The sequence below is a fragment of the Plantibacter sp. Mn2098 genome, assembly GCF_049319745.1.
GTDB lineage: Bacteria > Actinomycetota > Actinomycetes > Actinomycetales > Microbacteriaceae > Plantibacter.
Window position 1 is genome coordinate 511371 of the sequence record NZ_JBMOUH010000001.1, and the last position, 20116, is coordinate 531486.

The 20116-nt window shown below is 68.6% G+C and carries 14 protein-coding genes; 9 read left to right on the forward strand and 5 right to left on the reverse strand.

The annotated features are described in order from the left end of the window. Positions 1-29: 29 nt before the first annotated feature. Complete coding sequence (locus tag ACL9RL_RS02240) at positions 30-2222, forward strand: acyltransferase family protein (protein ID WP_422778581.1); 2193 nt, start codon at positions 30-32, stop codon at positions 2220-2222. Positions 2223-2259: 37 nt separating this feature from the next. Here ACL9RL_RS02240 and ACL9RL_RS02245 read toward each other — a convergent pair whose 3' ends face one another. The 3 genes from ACL9RL_RS02245 to ACL9RL_RS02255 all read right to left on the reverse strand — a co-directional run bounded on the left by ACL9RL_RS02245 (position 2260) and on the right by ACL9RL_RS02255 (position 6456). Next, positions 2260-3537 (reverse strand): exopolysaccharide production protein, encoded by a 1278-nt coding sequence (locus ACL9RL_RS02245; RefSeq protein ID WP_422778582.1) that lies wholly within the window; start codon positions 3535-3537, stop codon positions 2260-2262. Between the two features lie 56 nt (positions 3538-3593). After that, the gene (locus ACL9RL_RS02250) at positions 3594-5045 is read right to left on the reverse strand and encodes an O-antigen ligase family protein (protein WP_422778583.1); all 1452 of its coding nucleotides are present in this window, start codon (positions 5043-5045) and stop codon (positions 3594-3596) included. A gap of 232 nt (positions 5046-5277) precedes the next feature. Beyond that, on the reverse strand, positions 5278-6456 hold the full coding sequence (locus tag ACL9RL_RS02255; protein ID WP_422778584.1) for an acyl-CoA dehydrogenase family protein: 1179 nt from the start codon (positions 6454-6456) through the stop codon (positions 5278-5280). Between the two features lie 192 nt (positions 6457-6648). On the opposite strand from ACL9RL_RS02255, the gene manA reads away from it, so the two are divergent. Further along, positions 6649-7860: a mannose-6-phosphate isomerase, class I gene (gene manA / locus ACL9RL_RS02260; protein WP_422778585.1), complete on the forward strand. Its 1212-nt coding sequence runs from the start codon at positions 6649-6651 to the stop codon at positions 7858-7860. Between the two features lie 375 nt (positions 7861-8235). On the opposite strand, the gene ACL9RL_RS02265 is transcribed toward manA, so the two are convergent. Continuing rightward, positions 8236-9216: a GlxA family transcriptional regulator gene (locus ACL9RL_RS02265; protein WP_422778586.1), complete on the reverse strand. Its 981-nt coding sequence runs from the start codon at positions 9214-9216 to the stop codon at positions 8236-8238. A gap of 201 nt (positions 9217-9417) precedes the next feature. Here ACL9RL_RS02265 and galE point away from each other — a divergent pair, with 201 nt between their 5' ends. From galE to ACL9RL_RS02285, 4 genes are all read left to right on the forward strand, one after another. After that, positions 9418-10380 (forward strand): UDP-glucose 4-epimerase GalE, encoded by a 963-nt coding sequence (gene galE / locus ACL9RL_RS02270; protein ID WP_422778587.1) that lies wholly within the window; start codon positions 9418-9420, stop codon positions 10378-10380. Between the two features lie 229 nt (positions 10381-10609). Continuing rightward, positions 10610-10930, forward strand: coding sequence for a WhiB family transcriptional regulator (locus ACL9RL_RS02275; protein WP_422778588.1), 321 nt, complete (start codon positions 10610-10612; stop codon positions 10928-10930). Between the two features lie 266 nt (positions 10931-11196). Then, positions 11197-14727, forward strand: coding sequence for a glycosyltransferase (locus ACL9RL_RS02280; protein WP_422778589.1), 3531 nt, complete (start codon positions 11197-11199; stop codon positions 14725-14727). Then, positions 14717-16147, forward strand: coding sequence for a DUF5719 family protein (locus ACL9RL_RS02285; RefSeq protein WP_422778590.1), 1431 nt, complete (start codon positions 14717-14719; stop codon positions 16145-16147). The genes ACL9RL_RS02280 and ACL9RL_RS02285 overlap by 11 nt, the downstream gene beginning before the upstream one ends. A 92-nt stretch (positions 16148-16239) precedes the next feature. On the opposite strand, the gene ACL9RL_RS02290 is transcribed toward ACL9RL_RS02285, so the two are convergent. Further along, on the reverse strand, positions 16240-16677 hold the full coding sequence (locus ACL9RL_RS02290) for a metallopeptidase family protein (RefSeq protein WP_422778591.1): 438 nt from the start codon (positions 16675-16677) through the stop codon (positions 16240-16242). 122 nt (positions 16678-16799) lie between these two features. Here ACL9RL_RS02290 and ACL9RL_RS02295 point away from each other — a divergent pair, with 122 nt between their 5' ends. The 3 genes from ACL9RL_RS02295 (at position 16800) to ahcY (ending at position 20033) form a co-directional block, all read left to right on the forward strand. Beyond that, on the forward strand, positions 16800-17003 hold the full coding sequence (locus ACL9RL_RS02295; RefSeq protein WP_422778592.1) for a DUF3499 family protein: 204 nt from the start codon (positions 16800-16802) through the stop codon (positions 17001-17003). 24 nt (positions 17004-17027) lie between these two features. Next, the gene (locus tag ACL9RL_RS02300) at positions 17028-18446 is read left to right on the forward strand and encodes a phosphomannomutase/phosphoglucomutase (RefSeq protein WP_422778593.1); all 1419 of its coding nucleotides are present in this window, start codon (positions 17028-17030) and stop codon (positions 18444-18446) included. Positions 18447-18548: 102 nt separating this feature from the next. After that, entirely contained in the window at positions 18549-20033 is a 1485-nt protein-coding gene (gene ahcY, locus ACL9RL_RS02305) for an adenosylhomocysteinase (RefSeq protein WP_422778594.1), read from the forward strand. The last annotated feature ends 83 nt before the right edge of the window (positions 20034-20116 follow it).

A 20116-nucleotide genomic window follows, 5' to 3' on the forward strand; every position in this document is an offset into this window, starting at 1 on the left:
AATCCTGACCCGATCTGAAGGAGACGAGTTTGGGAGCCGTTCGCACCGAGGACCGGCGAACCGCTGAGACGTCGGGTCGACCACGGACTGCTGGTTCGGCGTTCCGACCGGAGATCCAGGCGCTCCGTGCCTTGGCGATCACACTCGTCGTTGTGTACCACCTGATGCCGGCACGCCTCCACGGCGGGTACGTCGGCGTGGACGTCTTCTTCGTGATCTCCGGATACCTGATCACCTCGCACCTGCTCGGGGAAGTCGCGCGCACCGGCACCATCTCGCTGACGAAGTTCTGGGCGCGGCGTATCAGACGACTCCTCCCCGCATCGCTGCTCGTCCTCGCCGTGACACTGGTCGCCACCCTGGTCTGGATGCCCGACAGCCTTATCCAGGAGAGTCTCCGGCAGATCGGGGCGAGTGCGGTCTACATCGTGAACTGGGCGCTCGCTGCCGACTCCGTCGACTATCTCGCCGCGAACAATCTCCCGACAGCCGTTCAACACTTCTGGTCGCTGTCCGTCGAGGAGCAGTTCTACGTCGTCTGGCCGGTGCTGCTCGTCGTCGCCGTGCTCATCGCGAAGCTCGCGCGCCGGGCCAACAGCCCGCGTCTCCGTTGGCTCACCGCGCGTACAGCCATCCTGTCGATGCTCATCCTCATCTTCGTGGTGTCGTTCGGCTATTCCGTTGCGGAGACGTCGCACGCCCAGCAGCTCGCGTATTTCAGCACGTTCGCGCGGGCATGGGAGTTCGGCGCGGGTGCGATCGTCGGCCTGGTCATGTCGTCACGCTCATTCGAGCGTGCGCGCCTGGGCCGTTCCGGCGGGACCCGTGCGATCTCGATCACCCTGACCTGGATCGGTCTTGCCGCAATCGTGTTCGCAGCGGTGACCTTCACCGACGCTTCGCCGTTCCCCGGCAGTATCGCGATGATCCCGGTTGTCGGGACCGCGCTGGTGATCCTGTTCGGCGGCGTGTCTGGTCGCGGTTCGATCATGCCGATCGCGCGTCTGGCGCCGGTGCAACGGATCGGCGACTGGTCCTACGCCATCTATCTGTGGCACTGGCCCATGATCGTGATTCTGCCCCGCATCACCAACCACCCGATCACCTTCGTCGACGCAGTGCTGATCGGGGTGGTCAGCATTCTGCTCGGCGCACTGACCAAAGTCCTCATCGAGGATCCTGTGCGCAAGAGCCAGTGGTGGGGACGCCGTCGGTGGCCCTCGTTCGCGTTTGCAGCCGGAGGCGCGGCGATCCTGATCATCGCGTGCACCCTCGTGTCGACGGGGATCGATGCAAGGAAAGCGGCTGCGGCGGAGGCATTCGCGGAGAAACTCGCCGCTGCGACTTCCGAGCAGGGAGAAGCGAGCTGTTTCGGGGCGAATGCGATGGCCCCGGGTGCAGACTGCCCGTCCAGGTTCGACCGACCGGGAGACCTCGATCTCGCGTTCGCCGCTTCCGACCTCGATCTCGGTTGCATCGCGCAGCCCACCGTGGACTGGAAGGTGTGCGAGCGCGGCGATCCGAAGGCGACGAAGGGCACGCTCGCACTGGTCGGCGACTCGCATGCACAGGCGATGCTTCCCGCGGTCGAGGATTCACTCGGCAAGGCCGGGTGGAAGATCGTCACGTACTTCCGCGTCGGTTGCCCGGCGTTGTCGACCGAGCCGATCCCGATGCCGAAGCGCGAGCTGTGGGAACAGAACGCCTGCGCGACGTGGTCGGCGAGGGTGCTGTCGGAGATCGAGAGTCGTCACGACATCTCGACGGTGCTGTTCAGCGGCTACTCCAGCCGCTACAACGACCCGGCGATCCCTGCCGATGGTCGCTTGTCTCCGGAGACGGTCGCTGCGACCTGGAACCGGTTGGAGGCGTCTGGCAAGCAGGTGATCTTCATCCGCGACATTCCCGATGCCAATCGGGTCAACATTCCGGCGTGCATCGGTGAGAGCAAAGATGCGACGGCGCCCTGTGCCTTCTCGCGCGCGACCAGTGTTGTACCGGACGAGATCGACAAGGCTCTTGTGCTGGATCCTGCCGCGTCGATGGTGGACTTGACCGACTTCTTCTGCGACGACGAGAAGTGCTACGGACTCGTCGGCGGTGTTGTCACGTACGCCGATGAGAATCACGTCAGCGGTACCTTTGCGAAGACGCTTGCACCGTTCCTGGGAGAGCGGCTCGCTCGTGTGCTGCATCCGGCCGCAGCTGCATCCGCCGGCTGAGCGCTTTCCGACGTGTGGAGGTTCTGCCGGTCCGCCCTCAGCCGACCGGCAGCTTCCGCCGCCAGCTGAGGCCGTGTGCGCCCTGGACGGCGCAGACGACGAGCAGCAGCCAGCCGGCGTTGACGAGAAGTCGGCTCTCGGCGGTCGCCGAGGCGAACAGCACCACGAGGATGAGCGGCGCCCACACGAACACGACGCTGCGCCGGTTCGACGCGATGAGCCACGTCCTCGTGAACGCGAGCCCGCACAGCACGAGGAACAGCAGGAGCCCGATGAGGCCGACCTGCAGATACACGTCGAGGTAGGCGTTCTGCCCGCTCGGGTTCACCACGCCCGTGATCGCGTTGATCGCGACGTACGGCGGCTCGTTCGCGACCCACGGCCCGACCCAGCCCCAGCCGTTGAGCGAGTTCCCGGCGACGTCGTCGAGCATGTGCCCCCAGAGCGCGTATCGCTGTTCGATCTCGCTGCCGATGCCGAGCGCCACGAGGATCTCGGTGCGGAAGGCGTAGGCGATGAGCCCGAGGACCACGACCGTCACGAGCAGCACCCACTGCCACATCCGTCGCGCCTCCGCACCGATCTGACGCAGCCCGTAGAGCACCGCCGTCGCGAGCGCGAGGGCCAGGGTGACGAGTGCGATCGTGGGGGAGCGGGTGGCGACGGCGAACCCCGTCGCGAGGGCGATCGACCCGATCGTCACACCGACCCGCACCGACCGCGTCCGCCACTCGACGACGAACGTCACGATCGCGAGGAGTGCGAAGAGCCCCAGCGCGTTCCTCGTCCCGAACACGCCCTCGAGCGGTCCGCCGATCGCGAGATTCCCGGAGACGCCGAGGAACGCGATCGGCATGTCGATGAGGACACCGCTCAGCACCTCGATCGCGAGCGACAGCCCGAGCAGGGCGCGCATCGCGTTGCCGACGGCGCGCACCACCTGGATCGTGTCACGGATGAGGGCGATCACCACGGCAAGGAACGCCCAGGCCAGCTGTTCGAGGACAGCGGGGATCGTCGCGAGCGGGGAGCGGCTCCACACGATGGACACCGCACACCAGGCGAGGAACGCGAGCAGCGAGATGGGCAGCACTCCGCGCCACTCGATGCTCGGCAGCCTGGCGACGAGCGCCGCGGCCGCGATCACCACGAGTCCGCCGAGCATCGCGGCATGGCCGGCGTGCCCGATGAGGCTCACGATGAAGTGGTGCCCGAACGCGACGCCGACGGCGACGACCGTGAACGCCGCGGCGAGGGGCGCGGACGAGAAGAACACCTGGGCGCGCGCGATCGCGTCGTGTGTCCCGCCCCTCATCGGTCCTCCACCGTCAGTCGTCCCCGCGGTCCGTCTCGCCGGCCGTCAGCGGCCGGTCATCCGTCCTGGCCGATGGGATCGTGCGGCGCGGGGTCAGCCGGTACGGGTTCCGCCGGTACAGGGTCCGCTGGCACAGGCGTTGCAGGCGCGGGATCGCTCGATGCCGCCCCGACCGGTACAGGCCACCCGGGCGACTGCTTCGTGCCGAGCGCGAGCAACACCACGAGCACCCAGCCGGACTCCGTGAGGATGCGGCTCTCCGCGAGGCTCTGCACCACGAGCACGGTCGCGATGAGCAGCGGCGCGAGCGACAACGCCGTGTACGGACGCTGATCGTTGTGATCGATGCGCGGCCGGTCGACCGCGAGGAACCAGGTGCGCGTGAGGATCGAGAGGATGACGGCTGCGAACAGCACCAGACCGATGATCCCGAGCTGCAGCCACACGTCGAGCCAGGCATTGTGCGCCTGCAACTGGACGACACCGCGACGGATCACGAGGTCGTCGAACGGAGGCTGCCACGGCGTCCACGGACTCGAGAATCCCCAACCGAACACGGGGCGCTGCACGACCAACCCCCACACGGTGCTCCAGATGTCGAGCCGACCGGTGAGGTCGGGGCTCTTGCCGAGGAGCGCGAGGAGCTGGGAATGGAACACCGCGCCGACGGCGACGGCGACGGCGATCACCCCGACGAACCCGAGGTAGATCGGGGTGCGGGCCGATGGCGTCGGCGCTCGCCGGATGAGGAGGGCCGCCACGAGGACGACGGCCGCGACGACGACCGCGAGGAGGATCGTCGTCGAGAAGCTGAGCAGGAACTCGACGACCGCGAGGGCGAGCCAGAAGATCGTCGCCTTCCGCCCGGCGGAGCGCGCGGCGAGCTGCAGTGCGAACACAACGATGGCGAACGCGGTGATGATCGCCAGCAGGTTCGCGTTCCCCTGGATGCCCTGGATGCGTCCGCCCTCGAACAGGAGGTCGCGCGACCAGTAGGCGAGCAGCGGCGGCTTCTTGTCGCCGAAGTCGACGAAGAACGGCAGGACAGGATGGCGGACGAACACCGAGACGACGAGTTCGAAGAGGATCGAGAGCGCCAGCACCCACTTCAGGGCGTTCGCGATGATGCGGATGATCTCCGGCCAGTCGAAGCACGTCGCGACGAAGACGCCGAGGATCGTGCAGAGCGCTGCGCCGACGAGGGTCGCCGCGCTGCCGAGCGGGTACGCGGACCACACGAGCGACAGCACCGCGAGCGCGCCGTACGCGATGAGCGACTTCGGCAGTCTGCTGCGGATGATCGTCGGCCGGGCGACGATGAGGCAGGCCAGCGCTGCCCCGCCCGTGATGACCGCGACGACCGTGTAACCCCAGATCGTGAACAGGTTCATCCAGAACGTGCCGGCGAACGCGGCGAACATCCCGAACGTCGCGATGCCGCGCAGCACGCGTGCGCGGGTGGACTGGTCGTACGGCGCCACTGGGGGGCTGACATCCTGCGAGATCATGGTGGACTCAGGCTACCGCGAGGGTCGGCCGTGTGACCGTGGAGACGCTCCGAGACGTCCGGACGTGGAGCTGTCGCGGCCCCTGGTGCCGCGCCCTCCGGTCCCTGGACGCACAACCCGGGTCCCTGAGCTTGTCGAAGGGCGCCCTTCGACAAGCTCAGGGACCGGCGGGTCGGACGTGCAGCAGTCGCGGACTCAGGGACCGGCGCGAGAATCGGTCGGCTCCAAAGGCTCAGACGAACGCCGCGGTGCCCGTGATCGCCCGGCCCACGATGAGCGCGTTCATCTCGCGTGTGCCCTCGTAGCTGTAGAGCGCCTCTGCGTCGGCGAAGAATCGAGCTGCGTGGTAGTCGAGGACGATGCCGTTGCCGCCCATGATCTCCCTGGCCCACGCGACGGTCTCGCGCATCCTGGCCGTGCAGAACGCCTTCGCGAGGGCGGAGTGCTCGTCGCGCTGGGTGCCCTCGTCGAGCATCTGGGAGACGCGGACGCACATCGCCATCGACGCCGTGATGTTGCCGAGGCACTTGGACAGGAGGTCCTGGATGAGCTGGTGGCCGGCGATCGGCTTCCCGAACTGCACACGCTCCTTCGCGTAGGCGACGGCAGCCTCGTACGCGCCGACGGCGACACCCACGCTCGACCAGGCGACGCCGGCACGCGTGAGCCGCAGCACTTTGGCGGTGTCGCGGAAGGAGTTCGCGTTCTGCAGGCGCAAGCGCTCGGGGACTCGCACGTCCTCGAGGGTGATGTCGGCGTTCTGCACCATCCGCAGGCTGATCTTGCCCTCGATCTTCGTGGCCGTGTACCCGGCCGTGTCGGTCGGGACGATGAAGCCCTTCACCTGGCCGTCGGCGGTGTCCTTCGCCCAGATGATCGTGATGTCGCTGAACGTCGCATTGCCGATCCATCGCTTGGAACCGTTGAGCACCCATTCGTCGCCATCGCGCGTCGCTGTGGTCCGCAGGCCCTGGGCGCTGTCGGAGCCGGAGAGCGGCTCGGTCAGGCCGAACGCGCCGAGCTTCTCGCCAGATGCGAGCAGCGGCAGCCACTCGTCCTTCTGCTCCTGGGAGCCGCACACGCTGATCGAGCCCATCGTGAGGCCGTCCTGCACACCGACGAACGTCGAGACGGACGCGTCGACACGGGACAGCTCCATCGAGGCGAGCCCGCGGAACACGGCGCTGTTGGGGAACGGCTTCGTCTCCTCCCACGCCCACCGGGCGACATCGAGTTCGAGGAGCGGCTTCACGAGCTGGTGCGGGAACTCCGCACGCTCCCAGTAGTCGTTGACGATCGGCTTCGCCTCGGTCTCGGCCCATGTGCGCAGGCGACCGATCGCCTCCTGCTCCTGGGCCGTGAGCAGGGTTTCGAATCCGTAGAAGTCGCTGGCGAGGGGCTCAAAGGTCATGATGTCGCTGCTCCATTGCTTCGATCGTGTTCCAACGCGCACACTGCGCGCCCGATTGCTCGGATGGTGCCAGCCTATGGAGTGGTCCGAAGCCCGGGCAACGAGTTGGTAGTTTGGTGCAAGCCGTCCGGTGGCGCACCCGCCCAGCTTGTAGGTGCGCGCCAAGCCCTGCCGGACGTGGAAAGGGTTCCCGTGTTCGTGCCGCTCACCGCCGTCCCCCGCGATTACGCCTGGGGGTCCCACACCGCGATCGCCGAGGTGCTCGGTTCGCAGCCGTCCGGCGGCCCGGAGGCGGAGCTGTGGCTCGGCGCCCACCCAGGTGCTCCGACCCGCATCGTCGACGCGGCGGCCCTCGGCGGGGCACAGGATCTCAAGGCCTGGATCGAGCAGGACCCGGCGGCCGCGCTCGGCGGTCTGCAGGGGCTGCCGTTCCTTCTGAAGGTGCTGGCGGCCGACCACCCGTTGTCGCTGCAGGCGCACCCGGACCTCGCGCGCGCGGCGGCAGGCTTCGCGGACGAGAACGAACGCGGCATCCCGCTCGACGCCCCGTTCCGCAACTACAAGGACGCGCTGCACAAGCCCGAGCTCATCGTCGCCCTGCGCGACGGCTTCCAGGCGCTGTGCGGCTTCCGTGAACTCGGCGCGACGGACGCGCTGCTCTCAGCGCTCGCCGCGACCGCGGCAGACGAGGCCGGTCGCGCAGCCATCGAGTCGTTGCGTGCACGAGTGGCCGCTCCTGGTGGGCTGAGCGATGTGGTCGGCTGGCTCCTCGGGGACGCTCCTGCGGACGTCATCGCAGCCGTCGTCGCGGCAGCAGCTGGTCCTGCCGATGCCGCACCCGACCGCTGGGTCGCGGAGCGCACGCTCGTCGCGACGCTCGCGGAGGAGTACCCGGGCGATGCTGGCATCGTCGTCGCGACCCTGCTCAACCTCGTCACGCTGCGCGCGGGCGAGGCCCTCTATTTGCCGGCCGGCAACATCCACGCGTACCTGCGCGGCATCGGCATCGAACTCATGGCGGCGAGCGACAACGTCCTCCGCGGCGGTCTGACGCCGAAGCACGTCGACGTCCCAGAGCTGTTGTCCGTGCTCGAATTCGAACCCCGGCCCGTGCCGTGGCTTCCGTCCGTCAACGTCGGTGCAGGGCTCGACCTGTTCGTGCCGGACGTGCGCGACTTCGAGTTGCTGCGGGCCGAGGTCACGACCGAGACGACCATCAGCGGCGCCGAATTCGAGCTGCCTGGCCCCGGCATCGTCATCGTGACCTCAGGCGAGGTGACGATCGCCGGTGCGACGTCCTCGACGACGCTCGCCCGCGGCGAGTACGCCTACGTCACGCCCGACGAGGCGACGCTGCGCTTCTCCGGCGCCGGCACGCTCTTCCTCGCGACCACCCAGCCCTGACGCGCGGCAGCGCCGCTCCTCCGTTCCCTGAGGTCGCCCCCAACGGTCCCTGAGGCCGCCCCACTGGTCCTTGAGCTCATCCCCACCGGTCCCTGAGCCTGTCGAAGGGCCCTGCGCCAAGCCATCGAGCATAACTCCTTCGATTCTCGCGTCGTTCTGACGACAGCCCCGGAATTCCGGGGCTGTCGAAACCGGACGGCTCGAATCGAAGGAGTTGTGCTCGAAGGAGTTGTGCTCGATGGGGTGGGGTGCGCAGCTGGGAGGGTGGGGGCGAGCCGCGGGAGACCCGGGTAGAGTCGCGCGGCGAGCAGCGGGGTGCGCAGCAGAGCCCGCGGAGCCGCGGAGTGAGCAGAGGGATTGGCGAAGCAGGTGCGCTCAGGCGGGCGTGCGCAGGCCGAAGTTTCGGCGGTAGGCGACGGGCGTCGTCCCGAGGACACGATCGAAGTGATGGCGCAGGACGGCGGCGGTACCGAAGCCCGCATCGGCGGCGACCTGCTCGATGCCACGGTCGGTCTGCTCGAGGAGTTCTTGTGCGCGGATGAGCCGCTGCCGGTTGAGCCACGCAGCCGGGGTGCTGCCGAGTTCGGCCCTGAACCGCCTCGCGAAGGTACGCTCCGACATGAGCGCCCGCTTGGCGAGCGCCTCGACGCTGAGCTCGTCCGCGAGGTGGTCGAGCATCCAGTCGACGATGGGTGCGAGCGAATCGCCGCGCTCGACGGGCACAGGGGAGAGCACGTACTGCGCCTGACCTCCCTCCCGCTGCGGCGGGACGACCATACGCCTGGCGATGACGTTGGCCGCCGCTGCGCCGTGCTCCTGCCTGACGAGGTGGAGGCACGCGTCGATGCCGGCGGCCGTCCCAGCTCCCGTGATCACCTTGCGGTCCTCCACGAACAGCACGTTCGGATCCACGGAGGTGAGCGGGAACATCTCCTGCTGCTCGTCGGTGTACATCCAGTGGGTCGTGCTGCGCCGGCCGTCGAGGAGCCCTGCGTGACCGAGCGCGAACGATCCGCTGCACACGCTCAACACCCACGCGCCGCGGGCTTCGGCCGCGCGGAGCACGTCGATGTACGCGGGGTCGAGGACGGCGTCCCTGCTGCCGCCTCGACCGGTGACGGCGACGAGGTCCGCTTCGTACGCGAAGGACAGGTCGTGTTCGACGATCATGTCGTAACCGTTCGATCCGTCGCTCGTGAGGTTCATCCGGACGGGGCCCGGCCGGGCGGTGACGATGCGGAGGTCGAAGAGCGGTGCGCCCTGGTCGGCGCGGTCGATGCCGAACACCTCGCATACGACGCTGAACTCGAACGGCTGCAGACCGGGGATGGCGAGCAGTGCGACTTTCTGGAGCATGGCGCCTCCTGGAACTGGTGCAAGTGACAACTTGGCGGAAAAGTAAACCTGAACGATATTCTGCCACGAACGGGCATCCGGAGGACGAATACGGCGACGGGTCATATGTCAGGACATGTGCGATGGGGGTGCCTCCGCCTCCAGTAGTGTGGTTGTGCCGCCGGTGCGCTGCCGACGGAAATGACCCCAGGAGGATGCACCGTGTCGTGGCTTGTGACTGGAGGCGCCGGATACATCGGTGCCCACGTGGTGCGTTCGTTCCAGGCCGAGGGGATCGACGTCGTCGTCCTCGACGACCTGTCGAGCGGTCAGGAGCAGTTCATCCCGGCCGGCGTCCCGTTCGTCCGCGGCAGCATCCTCGACGGTGCACTGCTCGAGCGGACCTTCGCGAACCACGACATCACGGGTGTCGTCCACGTCGCCGGGTACAAGTACGCCGGCGTCTCGGTGCAGCGTCCGCTCCACACCTACGCCCAGAACGTCACGGGCACGGCGACGCTCCTCGCCGCCATGGAGGAGGCCGGCGTCTCCCGCATCGTCTTCTCGTCGAGCGCGGCCGTCTACGGCAGCACCGATGTCGAGCTCGTCACCGAGGACACGCCGAAGTCTCCCGAGTCCCCGTACGGCGAGTCGAAGCTCATCGGCGAGTGGCTGCTGCGCGACCAGGGCGTCGCGACGGGGCTTCGCCACACCTCGCTCCGCTACTTCAACGTCGTCGGCTCCGGCACCTCCGAGGTCTACGACGTGAGCCCGCACAACCTGTTCCCGCTCGTGTTCGACGCCTTGCTCGACGGACGGACGCCGCGCATCAACGGCGACGACTACCCGACGCCTGACGGCACCTGCGTGCGCGACTACATCCACGTCGCCGACCTCGCGAGCGCCCACGTCGCAGCGGCCAAGCGGCTCGATGCGGGCGAGCCGATCGAGGCCGCCTACAACCTGGGCAGCGGCAACGGCTCGTCGGTCGGCGAGATCATGTCGACGGTCGCAGAGGTCACCGGCATCGCGTTCGAACCGGAGATCCAGCCGCGCCGTGCGGGGGATCCGGCCCGCATCGTCGCATCCGGCGCGCTCGCGGCACGCGATCTCGGGTGGGAGATGCGCCACGATCTGCGCCAGATGGTCCAGAGCGCCTGGGAAGCCAGGCGCGTCGCGGGCTGATCCAGCCTGAGCGCGCGCTCCCCGCGCGCTGATTGCACCCTGTTCGTCCGCTGTGTGTGGCCTGATCGTGATCTCGCCCCACGCCCAGTTCGGGTGACACGCGGCGCGTCGTGAACCCTCATCTGATTCTTGAGGCTTTACGATGTGCGACTTGACGGCGGGCTAATGACAACGGTGTAATTATGTATCGCGCCGCGTGGCGCGGGGCACGAATTGGTGGGGAGACGGTATGGCAATTCCTGAATATCGTTCTGGGGTACCTGAAGACTGGTTCGTCGACCCGGTCAAGCTGGGGGTTCCAGGCGTCAGACAGCCCGTCGACGACGAGAACCAGCTCGCTTGGCAGACCGACGCATTGTGCGCCCAAACCGACCCTGAGGCCTTCTTTCCGGAGAAGGGTGGATCGACGAGGGATGCGAAACGCATCTGCACGACGTGTGACGTTCGGTCGCAATGCCTGGAGTACGCACTACAGAATGACGAACGATTCGGCATCTGGGGCGGGCTCTCGGAACGCGAACGACGAAAACTGCGCAAGCGCGCAGTCTGAGTCTGCGACTGAGTCCAAGTGAAACGACGGTCGTCGGGGACGAGCGGGCCATCCGGTGTGATGCCGGTGGTCTCGATGGGGGTTCCTCCGGCGGCCTGGGTCGACGAGGGCTGACGAGGTCAGTCCGATGAAATGATGCGAAGCGGATGTCGCGGGCTCTGTGCCCGTGGCATCCGCTTCGTCGTCGTCACGGAAGTCCGGCACCAATTCGGGGCACGCCCGGGTCGCTCCCGGTCTCTCGCGGGCGCGAGCTTAGGCTGAACCCGATGTCTCCCCGAGTTTCGGCGATCCTCGTGGTGCGCGACGGCACTCAAGCCCTCGCGCGCACCCTGGAAGCCCTCAACGCCCAGACCCGTCCAGCGGACGGGATCATCGTGGTCGCCAGCCGCAGCAGCGATGCGACGCTCGCCGTGATCGCCGCCCACCCGGCGGTGAAACTCGTGCAGTCCTCCGAGGAGCTGTCCTTCGGGCAGGCCGTCGCGGTCGCCGTCAGGGTCACCGACCAGCCGACCGATCCCGGCCAGACGCTGTGGCTCCTCGCCGAGGACTCCGCGCCCGAGCCGGACGCGCTCGCGGCGCTCCTCGGCGCGCTCGAAGTGTCGCCGTCCGTCGCCGTCGCCGGCCCCAAGGTCCTCGACTGGGACGACCCCAAGTTCCTCCGCCGTTACGGCGAGACCATCACGACACTCGGCAACGCCACCGCCGTCGTCGAGGACGAACTCGACCAGGCGCAGCACGACACGCTCAACGACGTGATGGCGGTCGGCCCGACGGGCATGCTCGTCCGACACCAGGTCTGGGACCAGCTGGGCGGCTTCGACCCCGCGCTCGTCGCCGACGACGCTCTGGACTTCTGCATCCGGGCGCGCCTCGCCGGATACCTCGTGACGGTCGTCCCCACCGCGCGGGTCGCGTCGGCAGGCACGGGCATCGCCGGTCCTTCCTGGTCCAACAAGCTCGGCGCCCGTCGCCGCCGTCACCGTCTGGCCCGCGCCGCTCAACTGCACCGCCGGCTGGTCTACGCACCGGCTGTCATGGTCGTCATCCACTGGCTGTCACTCGTGCCGCTCGCGATCATCCGCGTCATCGGCGACTTCATCAAGAAGCAGCCGGAGCTCGTACTCGGTGAGCTCGCCGCGGCGTTCGGCGTCGCGTTCTCCGGGACGAAGGTCGGCAACGCCCGCCGACAGCTCGCCAAGCAGCGCACACTCGGCTGGTCGAGCATCGCCGGGCTCCGGATGAAGCTCGACGAGGTCCGCCGATTGCGCGCGCTCAAACGCGAGGCGTCGCAGATCGGCGTCGTCGGCGAGGAACGCGACCTCCGGTTCTTCTCCGGCGGTGGCGCCTGGGTCGTCCTCGGCGCAGCCGTGCTCGGTGCAGGCGCGCTCGCGCCGCTGCTGGGGGCGACGTTCATCTCGGGCGGAGCGCTCCTGCCGCTGTCGCACGCGGTGAGCGAGCTCTGGAACCAGATCGGCTACGGCTGGCGCGATGTCGGGCTCGGGTTCACCGGTGCGGCCGATCCGTTCTCCGCCGTGCTGGCAGTCCTCGGCTCCATCACCTTCTGGGAGCCGTCGTTCAGCCTCGTGCTGCTCTTCCTGCTCGCCCTCCCGCTCTCCGCGCTCGGCGCCTGGTTCGCCGCGACCCGTCTGACGGAACGCAGCGGAGCCCGAGCCGTCGCCGCGATCCTCTGGACGATCGCGCCGCCGCTGCTGAGCGCGCTGGCCGACGGACGACCGGCGGCCGTCATCGTGCACGTCCTCCTGCCGTGGCTCTTCTACGCTGGCGCCGTCGCCGCGCGCTCCTGGGCCGCCGCCGGTGCGAGTGCACTGATCTTCGCGGCCATCGCCGCGAGCTCGCCATCGCTCATCCCGGCGCTGGTGATCCTGTGGGTCATCGTCGCGGCCGTCTCCGGCCGGGGCATCGCCCGCGTCCTCCTCATCCCGATCCCGGCGATCGCGCTCTTCGCGCCGCTCGTGTGGCAGCAGGGGTTCCGACTCGGGAACTGGCTCGGTCTGCTGGCGGACCCGGGCGCGGTCGCGCCGGGCACCGTGTCCTCCGGCTGGCAGCTGGCGCTCGGGTTCCCGCTCGGCGGCCTCGGCGGATGGAGCCAGATCGCCGCGGCGCTCGGCCTGCCGGGGCTCTCACCGGTCATCGCCGTCCCTGTCCTGCTCGCGCCGCTCGCGATCCTCGCGCTCATCGCCCTGTTCCTGCCCGGGACGGCGAGAGCGGCCTTCCTGCTCTTCGCGGCGTTCCTCGGCTTCGTGACCGCGTTCGCAGCCAGCCATCTCTTCCTGTCGTCGACCGGCAGCGAGGTCGTCCCCGTCTGGGCCGGCGCGGCACTCAGCCTCTACTGGCTCGGACTCGTCGGTGCCGCGACGCGCGGTCTCGACGCGATCAAGCGGAACGCGGCCATCCCGGCCCTCGTGATCGTGCTCGCGACCGCTGTGGTCGCCGTGCCGCTCGTGATCGCGCAGCCGCTCGGCACCTCCGTCGTGGCGGAGAGCAGCGGACGTTCGCTCCCGGCCTATGTGACCGCGGCGACTGAGCACGAACCACGACTCGGGACGCTCATCATCACTCCGCAGGCGGACGGATCGATCGCGGGTGTCGTCGTCCGCGGTGCGGGGGAGACCCTGGAGAAGCGTTCCACGATAGTTCAGACCGCACGCGGAACGACAGCGGACGACCAGACCGTCGCGACCCTCGCAGGCAACCTCGCCTCCCAGAGCGGGCTCGACCCGACCAAGTCGCTCGTCGAGCACGGCATCGGCTTCGTCCTGCTCGCACCGGCAGCGTCCACCGGCGACTCGTCGTCGACGACCGCAGCGCAGACCTCGCTCCGCGCCCTGACGGCGTTGAACGCCAATGCGGCGCTCATCTCCGTCGGCGAGACGCAGACCGGTTCGTTGTGGCGGGCCGTCGCAGACGTCGGAACCGGCCCTGCGATCCCCAAGCAGCCCGTGCTCGGCACGCTCATCGCCGTCGGACTGGGCGTCGTCTTCCTCATCGTGATCCTGCTGAGCGTGCCGACCGGCGCAGCCCGCGACGGATACCGCGCCGGGTCGCGCAAGCTTCCCGTGAAGGAGAAGGGCCGCGGCAAGCGCGGCGCCGCCGACGGGGAAGCCGCCGACGCCGACGTGACGTCGGAGGATGCACCTGTCGGGGCCGATGGCGCTTCGGGCGCCGGTGAAGACGGCAGTGCGCTCGCAGAGGGAGCCGAGAACACCGATGCGGCCGATGCCGCTGCGGCGGTTCCGGTGGCGAAACCGGTCAAGACCTCCCGATGGCGCAAGCGCGGAGCCGCAGCGGCCGGCGGGGCGGCAGCAGTGGCTGCCGCGTCGACGGAGGATGCCGCCGCGACCGCCGATGACGCAGCAGCGTCAGCGGATGCACCAGAAGCCGATACGTCGGCCGTGGTCGCGGACGCGGCAGGCGCTGCAGACGCCGCGGAGACAGCGCAGAGCGATGCCGCCGCACCGGCCGAGTCGCCGATCGAATCGATCGAGGACGCACCCGTGCCCGACGAGACGGCCGTCGGCGCAGAGCCGATCGACGAACCGACCAGGGTTCCGCTCGTCGGAGAGCTCGAGGTCGAGCCGATCGAACACCAACCGGAGCACGACGGATCGGTCCCGGCCCCTGAGACCGAACCGGTCACCGACCTCGCCGAGCCCACCGAGGCGCAGGCCGACTCGCAGCTCGATGCGGAACCGACCGACGACCAGCTCGCCGATCCGGCCGCGGCAGAACCGACCGACGAAGCACCAGCAGGAACGGAGGCACCACGTGCCGACTAAGCGTGGCGTCGCCATTACATCCGGACGCATCGTCGCCGGGATCGTCGGCATCGGCATCGCGGCGGTGACGATCGCGGCCGCCGGCCGCCTCGACCTCCCGAACGTGACGATCGAACCGCAGAGCATCCTCGTCAACCCGATCGCTGGCGATCAGTCGATCGTGTGCCCCGGCCCGCTGCTCGCGCTCGCACAGAACGCGGACGCGGCAACGGCTGTGGGATCGTTCGGTCAGCCGAGCACCGAATACGCGGCGCAGGGGGACACCGCGACGACGCAGAGCATCGTCGCACCGGACAACACCTCGGCCTCGGCCGACGGCGGGCCCCTCGTCGTCACCGTCAAGGGCGGAGGCGATCATCAGACGCCGCTGAGCGGTGCGCAGTCGCAGCGCGCTGCGCAGGCGGAGATCTCCGGCCTGGCCGCCGCGGCTTGCAACCCGTCCTCGGGTGAAGCGTGGCTCGTCGGCGGATCGAGCGACACCGGCCGCACGACGCTCGTCCTGCTGAGCAACCCCTCGGCTGTCGACGCGAATGTGTCGCTCGAGATCTTCGGCGCGAACGGCCGGATCGAGGCGCCTGGCGCGACCGGGATCGTCGTTCCCCCGAACACGCAGCGGGTCGTCCCGCTCACCGGACTCGCACCGAACGAGGTGACCCCCGTCGTCCACGTGACGAGTCAGGGCGGTCAGATCGTGGCTGCGCTGCAGCAGAGCACCGTCCGGGTGCTGACCCCCGGCGGTGTCGAGGTCGTCGGCCCGACGACGTCGCCGAGCACGGCTGTCACGATCCCAGGACTCGTGGTGACCTCTCCGGCAGGCCCAGCGGCCAGCTCCGACACGACCTCGGTCGACGACCGTGCGACGGCGCTTCGCCTCCTCGCCCCTGGCACCCAGTCGACGCGCGTCGTCATCACCGCCTTCAAGGAGGACGGCACCGCGGCGATGGACAAGATCGACGCAACGCTGACGCCCGGCGTCCCGGGGGAGATCGCGCTCGCCGACCTGCCCGTCGGCACATTCACCCTCCAGGTCACCGCCGATCACCCGATCGTCGCAGCCGCCAGGTCCAACAGCCGTTCCGAACAGGCGGAGGACTTCGCCTGGTTCGCCGGATCGTCATCGCTCGACGCCGACTTCGTGTTCTCCACTCCGACGGGCCCAGGCCCGGTCCTGCACCTGTTCAACAGCACGACCGTCGACGCCACCGTCGAGATCTCGACGGGGTCGGGGACGCCGGTCACCGCCAAGGTGAAGGCCGGATCGGCTGGAGTCGTGCCGGTCCAGGGCGGCCAGAACTACCAGGTGTCAGGGCGAGCCGGACTCTACGCGTCCGTCAGCCTCGCATCACCGGGAGCGATCGCATCGTTCCCGGTGAACCCGCCGAACCCGCTCGCGGCGCCGATCGAGGTGCACCCGCGCTAGGTGCTGCGGCGGCCGCGCCCGCGTTCGCGTTGCGGTCGCCGTCGCATCCCCCGACTCGGTTTCGGATTCGGTTTCAGCTGCTCGGTGCTGACTCAGAGGAAGCGGAACCGATCCGGGCCGAGGTCCCAGGGATCCTTGCCGAGGAGCTCGGCGACGGCCCGGAACACGCAGCTCTCCACCATCATCCGCTGGTGGAGCTCGTCGTTCTGGTGCAGCTTGCTCAGCCGCTGGATGGGCAGGCGGTACAGGATGATCGTGCGGGCGGCCCGGTTGACCTTCCACCGGTCGACGCCGTCGACGCCCGTGTTCTGCATCGGCATGGGCGCGACCTCGAAGGTCACATCCGCGAGTTCGTCCGGCCAGGAGCCGCGTAGGTAGTCGGCCGTTGTGGCGACGGTCAGATCGAATTGATCGACGCGAGTGGTGAGCGGGGGCAGATTCGGCCCGACGATGATGGAACGACCCGCACGGCCGTGTCGTGAGCGGCGCCTCGCGAGGGCTTCGCGGGTCTCCTCGTCAGCTGCAGCCATACCAGGAGTCTACTTCGCCGCGTGCGGGCGCCGGCGCTCCGACCGCTGCGCAGCATCAGTACATTTCACCCAAACGGCGGGGTGACGTCGCGATGTCGGCCCCCGGGGTTAGCCTGGACCAAATGGTGGACAGGATGTGCTCGAAAGTCGGATGCTCGCGTGAGCCGGTATCCACGCTGACCTATGATTACGGCGATTCCATGGCCGTTCTCGGTCCGTTGAGCCTCGCCAAGACCCCGCACAGCTACGATCTGTGCGCCATCCACGCCGACCGGATGAGCGTCCCGCGAGGGTGGCAGGTGGTGAAGCACACGACTTCCCGGTGAGGTAAGTTAGCGACCATGACCGACATGCCTGACGCCCCCGCCAGACTCGCCCAGATCGTCAAGGCGTACGACGTCCGCGGATTGGTCGGCAGCCAGCTGACCGAGGAGCTCGTCGCAGCGCTCGGAGCCGGTTTCGTCGACGAGTTCGGCATCCGCGGAGACCTCGTCGTCGGTCACGACATGCGCGACTCCTCCGCCGGGTTCGCGGCAGCCTTCGCGCGTGGCGCGCAGGCCAGGGGAGCCGATGTCGTCTCCATCGGGCTGTGCTCCACCGACGAGACGTACTTCGCCTCCGGCTTCTACGACGCACCGGCCGCCATGTTCACGGCCAGCCACAACCCCGCCACCTACAACGGCATCAAGTTCGCGAAGGCCGGCGCCCAGGGTGTGAGCCTCGACACGGGGCTCGCCGGCATCCGCGATCGTGCGGCCGCGTTCCTGACGGAGGGCCTCGCAGAGGTCGCCACTCCTGGCAGCATCCGCCAGCTCGACGTCCTCGCGGCGTACGCATCGCACCTGCGCGACCTCGTGGACCTGTCCGGCATCCGGCCCATCCGCATCGTGGTCGACGCCGGCAACGGCATGGGCGGGCTCACGGTTCCCGCCGTGCTCGGTGAGGCGGCCGGCCTCGCGGCACTGCCGATCGAGATCATCCCGATGTACTTCGAGCTCGACGGCTCGTTCCCCAACCACGAGGCCAACCCGCTCGACCCGAAGAACCTCGTCGACCTGCAGCGCGCGGTCGTCGAGCACGGCGCAGACCTCGGACTCGCGTTCGATGGCGACGCCGACCGGTGCTTCGTCGTGGACGAGCGTGGCGAGGCCGTGTCCCCGTCCGCCGTCACCGCCATCGTCGCCCTGCGGGAGATCGCACGCTGGCGCGAGATCGAGCCGGACGCCGACGTCACCGTCCTCCACAACCTCATCACCTCCCGCATCGTCCCGGAGACGATCGAGGCCGCCGGTGCGATCGCGGTGCGGACCAAGGTCGGGCACTCCCTCATCAAGGACGTGATGGCGGAGACCGGCGCGGTCTTCGGCGGCGAGCACAGCGCCCACTACTACTTCAAGAACTTCTGGGGCGCCGACAACGGCATGCTCGCGGCGATGCACGTGCTCGCCGAGTTCGGGAACGCGGATGCGCCGCTGTCCGAACTCGGGCGTCGCTTCTCGCCGTACTCGCAGAGCGGTGAGATCAACTCGACCGTCGAGGACGTGCCCAGCGCGTTCGCCCGCATCGTCGAATCGTTCCAGGCCCGGTCCACCTTCGACGAGCTCGACGGCCTCACCGTCATCGGCACGGTGTCGCAGGATGAGCCGTTCTGGTGGTTCAGCGTACGGTCCTCCAACACCGAGCCGCTGCTTCGACTGAACGTCGAGGCCGCCGACCGCTCCACGATGGAACGCATCCGCGACGAGGCGCTCGCACTCATCCGCGGCTGATCGCGGCGCCGCGGTGCGCGTCCTGGCGACGTGCACCCAGCAGGCCAGCATCGGCATCGTCATTTCTGACCGCACGAAGAACCGTTCTGCGATGATGGTGCCATGAGCTCATCTGCCGTTCCAGCAGCAGCACTTCCTCACAAAGTCCGCGACCTGTCACTCGCAGAAGCGGGGCGTCACCAGCTCCGACTCGCCGAGAACGAGATGCCCGGTCTGATGGCGCTCCGTGAGGAGTTCGGTCCCAGCCAGCCGCTCCGCGGTGCACGGATCGCCGGATCGTTACACATGACCGTGCAGACGGCCGTCCTCATCGAGACGCTCACGGCGCTCGGCGCGCAGGTGCGCTGGGCGAGCTGCAACATCTTCTCCACGCAGGACGAGGCCGCTGCGGCCATCGCCGTGGGTCCGACGGGCACCCCGGAGGCGCCGGCCGGCGTCCCGGTGTTCGCGTGGAAGGGCGAGACGCTGGAGGAGTACTGGTGGTGCACCGAGCAGATCTTCGACTGGTCGGCCGAGGGCGCCGCTGCCGGGGCCGACTGGACCGGACCGAACCTCATCCTCGACGACGGCGGTGACGCCACCCTGCTCGTGCACCGGGGGCGCGATGCGGAGATCGCCGGTGCCGCGCCCGCGGACTCCGAGTCAGACAGTCACGAATACCGCGTCGTCCTCGACGTCATCCGCCGTTCGCTCGCGCAGAGCCCCGATCGCTGGACGCGCATCGCCGCGGACATCCTCGGGGTGACGGAGGAGACCACAACAGGCGTCCACCGTCTGTACGAGCTCTTCAAGGACGGCGAGCTGCTCTTCCCGGCCATCAACGTCAACGACTCCGTCACGAAGAGCAAATTCGACAACAAATACGGCATCCGCCACTCGCTGCCCGACGGCCTCAACCGCGCCACGGACGTGCTCATCGGCGGCAAGGTCGTGTTCGTCGCCGGGTACGGCGACGTCGGCAAGGGTGCTGCGGAAGCGCTGCGTGGACAGGGCGCACGCGTCATCGTGTCCGAGGTCGACCCGATCTGCGCCCTCCAGGCCGCGATGGACGGCTTCCAGGTGGCCACGCTCGAAAGTGTCGCGGAGCAGGTGGACATCATCGTCACGTGCACGGGCAACTTCAACGTCGTGACGCTCGATCACATCCTCTCGCTCAAGCACCTCGCGATCGTCTCGAACGTCGGACACTTCGACAACGAGATCGACATGGCGGCGCTCGAGGCCCTCGACGGCGCCGTCAAGGTCGAGATCAAGCCGCAGGTGCACGAGTGGCGGCTGCCGAACGGCCGCAGCGTCCTCGTCCTGAGCGAGGGACGACTGATGAACCTCGGCAACGCGACCGGGCACCCGTCGTTCGTGATGAGCAACTCGTTCACGAACCAGGTGCTCGCGCAGCTCGAGCTCTACACGCGGACGGACGAGTATCCGGTCGGCGTCTACGTGCTGCCGAAGCACCTCGACGAGAAGGTCGCGCGTCTGCACCTCGACGCACTCGGGGTGCAGCTCACGACGCTCACGGAGGAGCAGGCGTCCTACATCGGCGTCTCGGTCGACGGCCCGTACAAGGTGGATCACTACCGCTACTGATCCGCGTCGCTGTTCGCAATTCAGGAGCACCGCGGCGTGTCGCGTCCCGGGCTCCGGCGTGTCGCGCGACACGCCGGTGGTGC

Bases quoted from the DNA above. Each gene is read 5' to 3' on its own strand.
- ACL9RL_RS02245 (WP_422778582.1), bottom strand. From the start codon at position 3,537: ATGAGGGGCGGGACACACGACGCGATCGCGCGCGCCCAGGTGTTCTTC.
- ACL9RL_RS02250 (WP_422778583.1), bottom strand. From the start codon at position 5,045: ATGATCTCGCAGGATGTCAGCCCCCCAGTGGCGCCGTACGACCAGTCC.
- ACL9RL_RS02255 (WP_422778584.1), bottom strand. From the start codon at position 6,456: ATGACCTTTGAGCCCCTCGCCAGCGACTTCTACGGATTCGAAACCCTG.
- ACL9RL_RS02265 (WP_422778586.1), bottom strand. From the start codon at position 9,216: ATGCTCCAGAAAGTCGCACTGCTCGCCATCCCCGGTCTGCAGCCGTTC.
- ACL9RL_RS02275 (WP_422778588.1), top strand. From the start codon at position 10,610: ATGGCAATTCCTGAATATCGTTCTGGGGTACCTGAAGACTGGTTCGTC.
- ACL9RL_RS02280 (WP_422778589.1), top strand. From the start codon at position 11,197: ATGTCTCCCCGAGTTTCGGCGATCCTCGTGGTGCGCGACGGCACTCAA.
- ACL9RL_RS02290 (WP_422778591.1), bottom strand. From the start codon at position 16,677: ATGGCTGCAGCTGACGAGGAGACCCGCGAAGCCCTCGCGAGGCGCCGC.
- ACL9RL_RS02295 (WP_422778592.1), top strand. From the start codon at position 16,800: ATGGTGGACAGGATGTGCTCGAAAGTCGGATGCTCGCGTGAGCCGGTA.
- ACL9RL_RS02300 (WP_422778593.1), top strand. From the start codon at position 17,028: ATGCCTGACGCCCCCGCCAGACTCGCCCAGATCGTCAAGGCGTACGAC.
- ahcY (WP_422778594.1), top strand. From the start codon at position 18,549: ATGAGCTCATCTGCCGTTCCAGCAGCAGCACTTCCTCACAAAGTCCGC.